A 9,969-nucleotide genomic window follows, 5' to 3' on the forward strand; every position below is an offset into this window, starting at 1 on the left:
CCGATATTCCGCTGGCGCTGCGCTATTTCGGGGGCGCGGGCAAAGCGCATATGGACGAGTTCGGCACGCCTCTTGAGACCTTCGCCAAAATCCGAGCCAAGGCCAGCCGCCATGCGGCCAAGAACCCGGTGGCCCTATTCCGCCAGGAAGTGACGGCGGAAGACGTCATGGCTGCGCAGGTGGTCTGGCCCGGCGTCATGACCAAGCTTATGGCCTGTCCGCCAACCTGTGGCGCAGCCGCCGCGATCATCTGTTCCAAGGAATTCGCCGACAAGCACGGACTGGACAGTTCGGTTCGGATCGCGGCGCAGGCCATGACAACGGACGGCCCGGAAACCTTCGAAGCCCATGATATGCGCGAGGTGGTCGGCTTTTCGATGGCCAAGCGCGCCGCCGATCAGGTCTACGAGGCTGCGGGCATCGGGCCCGAAGACGTGGATGTGGTCGAACTGCACGACTGTTTCGCCCACAACGAACTCATCACCTACGAGGCGCTTGGCCTTTGCGGCCGAGGCGAGGCTGCGAAGTTTGTTGATGATGGCGACAACACCTATGGCGGAAAATACGTGACCAACCCGTCGGGCGGTTTGTTGTCCAAAGGTCATCCTCTTGGGGCGACCGGCCTTGCGCAATGTACCGAGCTTGTCCAGCAGTTGCGCGGGCAGGCTGATGCGCGCCAGGTCGATGGCGCGCGCTTGGCACTTCAGCACAATCTGGGCCTCGGTGGGGCCTGTGTCACCACACTCTATGAAAAAGCCTGATAGCGCCTTTCGGGAGGAATTAATATGACTGGAAAACTCGACGGGCGTGTTGCCCTGGTCTCGGGTTCGGGCCGAGGCATTGGCCGCGAAATCGCACTCAAACTGGCCTCGGAAGGGGCCCGGGTAGTGGTCAACGATCTGGACGCCGACCCGGCCAATGAAGCCGCTGAAGCTATCCGCGCCGCTGGCGGCGAAGCGGTGGTCTGCGCCGGCAGCGTGACCGAAGACGGTTTTGCCGAACGGTTCATCAAGACGGGCGTGGACAGCTTCGGCGGACTCGACATCATCGTGAACAACGCCGGCTACACCTGGGACAGCGTCGTTCAGAAGATGACCGACGAGCAGTGGCAGGCGATCATCGACGTTCACATGACAGCGCCCTTTAAGATCCTGCGCGCCGCCCAGCCGGTAATCAGCGCCAAGGCCAAGGAAGAGGCCGCGGCCGGGCAAGAGGTGTTCCGCAAGGTGGTGAATATCTCGTCCATCGCGGGGACCGGCGGCAATGCCGGCCAGATCAACTACTCTGCCGCCAAGGCCGGTATCCTGGGTGTCACCAGGACGATGGCCAAGGAATGGGGCCGCTACAAGGTCAACGTCAATGCCGTGGCCTTCGGCCCGATCCGCACCCGCCTGACGGAGGGCAGTGCAGACGGCGACAGCACGATCAAGATCGAGGAAAAAGAAATCAAGGTCGGCGTGAACCCTGATCTCTTGTCCCAGATGGAACGCATGATTCCGCTGGGCCGGGTAGGCACACCGGAAGAGGCCGCGGGCGCGGTCTATTTGTTCTGTGCGCCGGAATCGAACTTCATCTCGGGTCAGCACATCATCTGCGGCGGGGGCTTTTCGATCTGATCCCCGCCACCCGGGCCACCTGTTCGGGGTCCGGCGTACGACTGACATTTCCGGGCGGCTGTATCACGGTTGCCCGGACGGCATTTTCCACAAGTTCCAACCCGAGCCAGGTTTGGAATAATTGTCTGTTGACTCATTGGCGCTAGAAACCTAACAGATGTTAGTTATGTATCGTACCGAAGGGAATCGCATGGCGGATACGACAGCCGGAGAGGTCAGCGAGACATCGCGCAGCGCGGTCGGGCGTAAAGGCGTTCTGGATGTCGCTGCCAGGCTCTTTCGGGAACAGGGCTATGGGCCCGTGTCGCTCAGAAAAATCGCCGAGGCCGCAGGGATCAAGGCGGGCAGCATCTATTACCATTTCGGCTCCAAGGATGAGATCGTCGTGGCCATTCTGGATGCGGGCATCCAGGCCGTTCACGACGATATGCGCCAGGCTGTTGGTGCATTGCCTGCGGATACCGGCGCCGAGGCGGCCCTTCGGGCCGCAATCGGGGCGCATCTGCGCGCGCTTCTGGATGTCAGCGATTATTCCTCGGCCAATGTGCGCATTTTCGGGCAGGTTCCGCAGTCCGTCCGGGATGCCAATCTGCCCACGCGCCGCGCCTACGAGGCCGAATGGGACAGCCTGTTGTCCCGGCTTCAGCGGGATGGAGCGCTGAAACGAAACGTGGATATCCGCCGCCTGCGCCTGATGCTGATTGGCGCGCTGAACGCCACGCTGGAATGGTTCGACCCCGAACGCGGCGGTGCCGATGCCCTGTCACGCACCTATGCCGACGTGTTCCTGCACGGAATCTTGCAAGAAAAGGAAACCTGACAGATGGCACGACTTGACACGGCGGTGCTGACCGCATCGGAGGCCTATGCCCGCAATCACGCGGCGCAAAGCGAGCGTGTCGAAACCCTGCGCGCGCGTATTGCCGAGGCCACGTCGGGCGGGCGGCCCGATATGGTCGAACGTCACCGCAAGCGCGGCAAGCTTCTGGTCCGCGAAAGAATCGACCTGCTGGTCGATCCGGGCACTGCGTTCCTGGAGCTGTCGTCGTTGGCGGCCCACGGACAATACGGCGGAGCCGTACCCGGCGCCGGGATCGTCACGGGCATTGGTAACGTGCACGGCCTGCCCTGCATGATCATCGCCAATGATGCCACGGTGAAAGGCGGATCATTTTACCACGAAACCGTCAAGAAGCACATCCGCGCGCAGGAGATCGCGGCGGAAAACCGGCTGCCCTGCCTCTATCTGGTGGACTGCGGCGGGGCATATCTGCCCGAACAGGACAGGGTCTTTCCCGATGCCCGCCATTTCGGCAATTCCTTCTATCGCCAGACCAACATGTCGGCTAGTGGCTTGCCGCAGATCTCGGCGGTATTCGGCGGCTGCACGGCGGGCGGCGCCTATATTCCAGCACTGTCAGACGAGGTCATCATGGTGCGCGGCAATGCGCGCATCCATTTGGGCGGACCCTCGATCGTCAAGGTTGCGATCAACGAAGAGGTCGATGGCGAGACGCTGGGCGGGGCCGAGATGCATTCGCGCGTGTCGGGTGTTTCCGACCATCTGGCCGAGGACGAACATCACGCGCTCGCGCTGATGCGCGATATCGTGGCCGAGCTGGGCCAGTCGCGCCCGATGCAGCCCGACACGGCGCCTGCACCGCCGGCGCATGATCCGTCGGAATTGCTTGGCGTCATCAGCGCCGACCGCAAACAGCCCTATGACATGCGCGAGGTTCTGCTGCGCATGATCGACGCCGGCGAGTTCCGCGAATTCAAGCCCGGCTGGGGCGAAACACTGGTCTGCGGCACGGCGCGGATCCACGGCTACCGGGTCGGTATCCTGGCCAATAACGGCGCGCTTCTTTCCGACAGCTCGCTCAAGGGCGCGCAATTCATATCAATGTGCGATCAGCGGAACATCCCGCTATTGTTCCTGCACAACATTTCCGGTTTCATGGTCGGCACCGGAGCCGAGCGCGGCGGCATCGCCAAAGACAGCGCCAAGCTGGTCTATGCCATGTCCGTCGCCAAGGTTCCGCGCCTGTCGGTCCTGCTGGGCGGATCCTACGGGGCGGGCAACTATGGCATGTGCGGGCGTGGCTTCGCGCCGAATTTCCTCTTTGCCTGGCCCACGGCGGAACTGGCCACGATGTCGGCAGACATCGCCTCCAATGTGATGCTGGAGCTGCGCCGCCAGAAAGGCGGCGAGCCTGAAAAGATGGAGACCGATCTTGCACAGATCGAGGCGCAGGTGCGTGCCCAATATGGCGAACAGTCCGATCCCTATTACGCCACTTCGCGGCTCTGGGATGACGGGCTGATCGAGCCCGGGCAAACTCGCGACATTCTGGGTCTATGCCTGGCCATAGTCTCTTCGGTGCCCGACCTAGGGCGCCACACGCCCGTATTCAGAATGTGAGATCGGAAAAATGACGACAGTTCATGAAACCATCCAGCTTGAGACCGACGCGCGTGGCGTCGCCACCCTGACCCTGAACCGGCCGGACAAGCACAACGCCCTGAACGGTACGCTGATTGCGGAACTTTATGACGCGACCGGGCGGCTGGCTTCAGACGACGATGTGCGCATCGTTGTGCTGACGGGCACCGGCAAGAGCTTCTGCGCCGGGGGGGATTTCAACTGGTTCGCCTCGAACGTCGAGAAAACCCGCGCCGAGCGGGTCGAACAAAGCGCCACGCTGGCGTATCTGCTGCGCCGGCTGGACACGTTGCCCAAGCCACTGATCGGGCGGATCAACGGGCCGGCCTATGGCGGTGGGGTCGGCATGATTTCGGTCTGCGACTATACCATCGGCGTCGAAGGCGCGCGCTTTGGCCTGACCGAGGTGAAACTGGGTCTGCTGCCCGCGAATATCTCGCCCTACGTCGTGGCCCGCATCGGCAAGGTGCATTCGCGCGAAACCATGCTGTCGGGCGCCCTGTTCGACACGGCGCGCGCTGAACGGATCGGTCTGCTGACCGAAGTTGTCGCTCCGGACGACCTGGACGCCGCGGTGGACCGGGTGGTGCACGATCACCTTCAGGCTGCGCCGGGGGCCGTGGCCGATACCAAGGCGCTGGTCGCCTATGTCGCCTCCCACGACCTTGAAACCAACATGATCTACACCGCCGACCGACTGGCCGATGCCTGGGAAACCGAAGAAGGCATCGAGGGCATCAACAGCTTCATCAACAAAGACATTCCGTCATGGCGGGTCAAATGAGCTTTACCCGCGTCCTGATCGCCAACCGGGGCGAGATTGCCCGGCGCATCCAGCGCGGATGCCGCAAGCTGGGGCTGGAAAGCGTGGCGGTGTTCTCCGAGGCCGACCGCGATGCGCCCTTCGTGGCCGAGGCCGATCATGCGGTCTGCCTCGGTCCGTCCGCGCCGTCGGAAAGTTATTTGAACATTGAGGCCATCCTTGATGCCGCCCGCGCAACCGGCGCCGGGGCGGTGCATCCCGGCTATGGCTTCTTGTCGGAAAATGCCGATTTCGCGGCAGCGGTCGAGGCGGCGGGCCTTGTGTTCATCGGGCCTTCTGCCGCTGCAATCGCACGGATGGGAAGCAAGATCGAAGCCAAGGCCGCCGCCGAGGATGCGGGAGTTCCTGTGCTGCCCGGCTATCGCGGCGAAGATCAGTCCGACGCACGATTGCTGGAAGAGGCGCGCATGCTTGGCACCCCGTTTCTGGTTAAGGCCAGCGCCGGTGGGGGCGGGCGCGGCATGCGGCTTGTTTCTGATCTGAGCGGCGCGTCTGAAGCAATCGCATCTGCCCGGGCCGAAGCGCAAGGCGCCTTCGGCGATCCCGCAGTGTTCCTTGAGCGCTACGCGCCTCGTGCGCGGCATGTCGAAGTGCAAGTGTTCGGCGACAGCCATGGCAATGTCCTGCACCTCGGTGATCGCGACTGTTCGCTTCAACGCAATCATCAGAAGCTGATCGAAGAAGCCCCTGCTGCCGATCTTCCCGAGGCCCTTCGCGACGAAATGCGCGCAGCATCTGTGCGACTGGCGCAGGCGATAGGTTATCGGTCCGCCGGGACGGTGGAATACCTCTATGATCCCGAGCGCGGCGAGTACTACTTTCTCGAGATGAACACCCGGTTGCAGGTGGAACACCCTGTGACCGAGGCAATCACCGGCATCGACCTTGTTGAATGGCAGTTGCGCATCGCGCGGGGCGAGCCGTTGGCGCTGACGCAAAGCGATGTGCAGTTTGAAGGGCACGGCATTGAAATCCGCATCGCCGCCGAAAACCCGGGCGAGAATTTCCGCCCCGAAACGGGCGAGATCACCCTTTGGGCGCCGCCCGCGGATGTGCGGCTGGACACTGGGGTAGAGTGCGGTTCGGTCGTCGGCCACCACTATGATTCCATGATTGCTAAGCTGATCGTCCACGCGCCGGATCGGGCCGGGGCGATCCACCGGGCGATCGCCGCGATCGATGCTTTTGCCGTCGGCGGCGTCGGCCTGAACCTGGCCTATCAGCGCGCGTTACTGGCACACCCGGATTTTGAGGCGTTCCGGCACCATACCTCGGGCCTGCCCGAGATGTTCCCAGGCGGCTGGACTGAACCGTCCGCTGATCCCCGGGACATGGCCTTTGCCGCGATGGCGCTGCATCTGCGTCTCGTCCCGGCAGGCGCGTCGCCCTGGGAAAGCCTGGGGTCATGGCGACTCACAGCCCCTGCGGGACAGCCCGGTGCGGCCTTCTATTGGGACACAACCAACGAAGCGCCGATCCGCGTGACCGAGTCCGGGCCGGGGCCCGGGACGGTGCTTGCCGCCGTACAGCCGGACGGCCAGACAATAACGGCCGAAAATGTCGCCCTGAAAGGGAACCGTCTGAGCGGACGCATCGACGGCGTTCCGTTTTCGCGCATCGCCCATGTCGTGCGCGCGCCGGGTCACTGGCGGGTGCACCTGCAAACCCCTGCCGGAATGACCGCGACAGACCTGCGTACGCTGGAAGATCAGCATCTGCAACGTGCCACCGGCGGATCTGGCGGCGCTGACATGTTGTCGGCGCCCATGCCCGGCGCCGTTGCCGAGGTACGTGTCGCGCTCGGCGACCGCGTCGAAGCCGGTGACACGCTGGTGGTGCTGGAGGCCATGAAGCTCTTGCAAAGCCTGCCCGCGCCGGTCGCGGGCGTGGTGACGGAAATCTATTGTGCACCAGACGATACGGTCGCCGGGCACGCCCCACTTATCAAACTCGACCCGGAGGAAAACACATGACCAGACAAGACACCATCACCGCGGCCACCGGCCCGTTCAACGAAGACCTCAACATGATCCGCGACCAGCTGCGCCGGTTCATTGAAACCGAAGTGACAACCAAGGCCGAGTCCTGGGAAAATGACGGCATGGTGCCGCGCGACGTGCTGCGCCGGATGGGCGATCTGGGCGTGCTGGGCATGCGCTATGACGCGCAATATGGCGGCGCAGGGCTGAATGTGATGTCCAGCGTCGTGCTGGCCGAGGAAGTGGGGCGTTCCACCTTCGGCGGCTTTTCGGCCACGGTTCTTGTCCATACCGACATGGCCTCGCCGCATCTGGAAAACGCCGGTACGCCCGAACAAAAGGCGCGTTGGATGCCGTCGATCACGTCGGGCGAAAAGATCACCGCCGTGGCCGTGACCGAACCGGGCGCGGGCTCGGACGTGGCCGGCATGCGCACCCGCGCGGTGCAGGACGGGTCGGACTGGGTGCTGAACGGCACCAAGATGTTCATCACCAACGGTGTACATGGCGATCTGTATTTCGTCGGCGCCAAGACCGACCCCGATGCCAAGGGCTCGCGCGGGATCACCATGTTCGCGGTCGAAAAGGGCACGCCGGGCTTTTCGGTCGGTCGGGCGCTGAACAAGACCGGCTGGCTGTGCTCGGACACTGCCGAACTGATCTTCGAAGATGTCCGCATCCCGGCCGAAAACGTTTTGGGCGAGGTCAACCGCGGCTTCTATTCGGTGATGAAGAACTTCCAGAACGAACGCATCGTGCTGGGTGCGATGGCCTGTGCCGAAGCGCAATCCGCGCTGGACATGACAGTGGAATACGTCAAGCAGCGCAAGGCCTTTGGCGGTGTTCTATGGGAAAAGCAGGTGGTGCGCCAGCGGCTGGCAGACTGCCAGACGAGGATCGCGGCGGGACGGCAGCTGGTCTATCATGCCGCAGGTCTGGACGCGGCGGGCCACGATTGCGTGAAGGAGGTCTCGATGGTCAAGGCCTATTGCGGCGAACTGGTAAACAGCGTGCTCTACGACTGCGTCCAGTTTCACGGCGGCATGGGCTATATGCGCGAAACCCCGGTTGAACGCATGTCGCGCGACGCCCGCGTTCAAGCCATCGGCGGCGGGGCCAGCGAGGTCATGCTGGAAGAAGTCGCCAAGCGCATGTGAGCTTACCCATCCGGCAAATCGACGATCTACAGAAACAAGGACGAAACAGATGAATTTGGAAGCCACTCAACGCCAACCATTCGCAAGACTGACCCGAGAGATCTCAATAATACTCATCGGCACAATACTTCTGACACTATCCGCCAAAATCGCGGTGCCGTTCTACCCGGTACCGATGTCAACACAAACCCTGGTGGTGTTGGGTCTCGGCCTTTTCCTGGGGCCGGTGCGCAGTAGTCTAGTTGTTGTTGCATACCTTCTGGAAGGTCTGTTTGGCCTGCCGGTTTTCGCTGGCACGCCTCCCGCACCGGCGGGTCTGGCCTATTTTGCGGGTCCCACTGGCGGATTCTTGATTGGGTTTGCGCTCGCGGCGGCGGCTGCAGGATGGATGGTTCAAAAGCTGGCAGGGCTTCCGCCTTCAATCAGAGCATCTGTAGCGGTCCTCTCCGGTTCGATACTTATGTATTGCGCAGGGCTATTCTGGTTGGGTGGCTTTGTCGGCTATGGCGAAAAATTGCTGAACGCCGGGCTTTACCCGTTCCTGCTTGGAGACCTGACGAAGGCAGCAATTGCTGTAGTGCTGTATACAGGTTTCCATAATCGGGGTCACGCTTGACTGCTGGGCTTTGTTGCCTTGTTCCAGCGCCGGTTCTGACCGGCGCTGGACGCCAGCCCGAAGCTTCCAAAGCTATGCAAAAGCAAAAGGCGGCTTTGCAAGCCCCAGACTTTTCACTGTCAGAAAGTGGTCGTATTCAATGACAAAACGCAGCATGTTTCACACAGAGCCGGAACCGTGTCGCGCGCGTGCAGAACAGGTGGCCGAGGGAATCCTGAGGATCGTTGCGAGCAATCCCGGGAAGATGACCTATCACGGGACGAACAGCTACATCATTGATACACCTGACGGTCGGTTCATTCTCGATCCGGGTCCAGCAGAAGACAGTGCACATTTCGAAGCAATTGTCGAGAACCTGGGAGGCAACCCGGCCGGAATTCTAGTGTCACACCACCATTCCGATCATTTCGGTGCCGTGCCGGGATTGCGCGAACGGACAGGTCTGCCTGTTTATGTTTCGCGTGCCTTTCCAGACGATGCATTTCAACCCGACGGGTTTTTGGAAGACGGGCAAAGGATTGCCGGTCTTACTGTCCTTCACACACCCGGTCACGCGAGCGATCACCTCTGCTTTGCGAGGCTGGATGGAGTGTTATTCACGGGCGACCACGTGATGAGTTGGAACAGTTCGATCGTCAGCCCCCCTGACGGCAACATGCGTGATTACTGCGACCAGCTTCAACGGCTTATTGATCGCGACGATAGGATCTGCCTGCCGGGTCACGGGCCCGTACTCCAGGATCCGCGCCCTTACATCGAACGGTTACTTGCCAACCGGATGCGCCGCGAGACCCAGATCCTCAAGCATCTCCTAAATACTTCCGATACAGTCCAGAATATCGCCGCTTCAGTCTACAAGAAATCTGACCTGCATATTGCAATGGCCGCCGAAAGGAATGTTGTGGCTCATTTACAGAAACTTCTTTCTGAATCGCGAGTGGCTCAGGAAGAAAGGATCTGGAGGGTAAATTAACATAAACTTCATTATGCGCCTTTATACTTAGTGTTGGGCACATTCTAAACTGGGTTGCGACACTTCCGGTATCTTGCTGAAAAAGCAAGGAGAACAGACATGGCACATACAGAGCTGGATTTGCGTGAAAGACGCATCATCGAGGACATGCTCAGAGCAAAATTCTCGATCAACAAAATAGCCGCTGAGCTTGGGAGACACCGCTCAACAGTCTATCGCGACATAAAGCGGAATTTTTACATTGATGGCGAAATGCCAAATCTCAGTGGCTACTATTGTGTGATTGCACAGCGGAAGGCAGAAGCTCGACGTGCGCGGCGGCGGAAATTGATCCGTCTCCCTAAGCTTCGGAAGGCTGTTAT

10 protein-coding genes are annotated in these 9,969 nt (G+C 61.3%); all 10 read left to right on the plus strand.

From position 1 onward, the window contains the following. Nucleotides 1-761 (plus strand): thiolase C-terminal domain-containing protein (locus A3722_RS01870; RefSeq protein ID WP_443068765.1); only part of this gene is annotated, 761 nt, incomplete at its 5' end. A gap of 24 nt (nucleotides 762-785) precedes the next feature. After that, entirely contained in the window at nucleotides 786-1,616 is an 831-nt protein-coding gene (locus tag A3722_RS01875) for an SDR family NAD(P)-dependent oxidoreductase (protein WP_067629736.1), read from the plus strand. 190 nt (nucleotides 1,617-1,806) lie between these two features. After that, entirely contained in the window at nucleotides 1,807-2,436 is a 630-nt protein-coding gene (locus tag A3722_RS01880; protein ID WP_067629751.1) for a TetR/AcrR family transcriptional regulator, read from the plus strand. A 3-nt stretch (nucleotides 2,437-2,439) separates the two neighbouring features. After that, the gene (locus tag A3722_RS01885; RefSeq protein ID WP_067629739.1) at nucleotides 2,440-4,038 is read left to right on the plus strand and encodes an acyl-CoA carboxylase subunit beta; all 1,599 of its coding nucleotides are present in this window, start codon (nucleotides 2,440-2,442) and stop codon (nucleotides 4,036-4,038) included. 10 nt (nucleotides 4,039-4,048) lie between these two features. After that, nucleotides 4,049-4,843, plus strand: coding sequence for a crotonase/enoyl-CoA hydratase family protein (locus tag A3722_RS01890; RefSeq protein WP_067629742.1), 795 nt, complete (start codon nucleotides 4,049-4,051; stop codon nucleotides 4,841-4,843). Further along, entirely contained in the window at nucleotides 4,828-6,855 is a 2,028-nt protein-coding gene (locus A3722_RS01895) for an ATP-binding protein (RefSeq protein ID WP_067915886.1), read from the plus strand. The genes A3722_RS01890 and A3722_RS01895 overlap by 16 nt, the downstream gene beginning before the upstream one ends. Beyond that, the gene (locus tag A3722_RS01900; RefSeq protein ID WP_067626867.1) at nucleotides 6,852-8,018 is read left to right on the plus strand and encodes an acyl-CoA dehydrogenase family protein; all 1,167 of its coding nucleotides are present in this window, start codon (nucleotides 6,852-6,854) and stop codon (nucleotides 8,016-8,018) included. The genes A3722_RS01895 and A3722_RS01900 overlap by 4 nt, the downstream gene beginning before the upstream one ends. Nucleotides 8,019-8,067: 49 nt before the next feature. After that, the gene (locus A3722_RS01905) at nucleotides 8,068-8,634 is read left to right on the plus strand and encodes a biotin transporter BioY (RefSeq protein WP_067626865.1); all 567 of its coding nucleotides are present in this window, start codon (nucleotides 8,068-8,070) and stop codon (nucleotides 8,632-8,634) included. Between the two features lie 139 nt (nucleotides 8,635-8,773). Beyond that, nucleotides 8,774-9,607 (plus strand): MBL fold metallo-hydrolase, encoded by an 834-nt coding sequence (locus A3722_RS01910; RefSeq protein ID WP_236627321.1) that lies wholly within the window; start codon nucleotides 8,774-8,776, stop codon nucleotides 9,605-9,607. Nucleotides 9,608-9,706: 99 nt separating this feature from the next. Next, nucleotides 9,707-9,969: helix-turn-helix domain-containing protein (locus A3722_RS01915; protein WP_150120020.1), on the plus strand; the 263-nt coding region annotated here is incomplete at its 3' end.

The sequence above is a fragment of the Sulfitobacter sp. HI0027 genome (genome assembly GCF_001634775.1).
In the GTDB taxonomy this organism is placed as follows: domain Bacteria; phylum Pseudomonadota; class Alphaproteobacteria; order Rhodobacterales; family Rhodobacteraceae; genus Sulfitobacter.